The 362-nt window shown below is 57.7% G+C and carries 1 protein-coding gene; it reads left to right on the top strand.

The features are described 5' to 3' along the window. The coding region (locus AC1RPH_RS08035) for a hypothetical protein (RefSeq protein ID WP_481762062.1) at positions 1 to 234 on the top strand (234 nt) is incomplete at its 5' end. Positions 235 to 362 lie beyond the last annotated feature (128 nt).

Below are 362 nucleotides of genomic sequence, written 5' to 3'. Positions count from 1 at the left end.
ATCCCGATCGGGGATCGTCTGCGCATCTCGTTTTTCGTGGGCGACCTCACGATGGCAGAAGGCGACAAGATTGCGATCGGGAACATGGCTACGGTCAAGGGTCTGGTTGAGGGCGCGCGACTGAGCCCCGATGGGGATACTGGTGTCGTTACCGTGCAGGCCGTCCACACGCTGTTCGATGTGTCGATGCTCGTCGTGAAGCATGTGCCGATGCCGACCGGGGAGAACACATGAGAGTCGATATTCAGGAACAAAAGCGGTTCCCGACGTACATCGCGGACCTCGAAGTGGGTGAGCTGTTTTTCCATAACGGTTATGTCTGGGCCCTCACACGCAGCGACACTTACCACGAGGCTATGATC

It is taken from the genome of Dellaglioa sp. CoH-57-MRSF-16, assembly GCF_056782055.1.
Note: the sequence above shows the minus strand (reverse complement) of the source record. Positions and strands in the feature narration are given on the sequence as shown.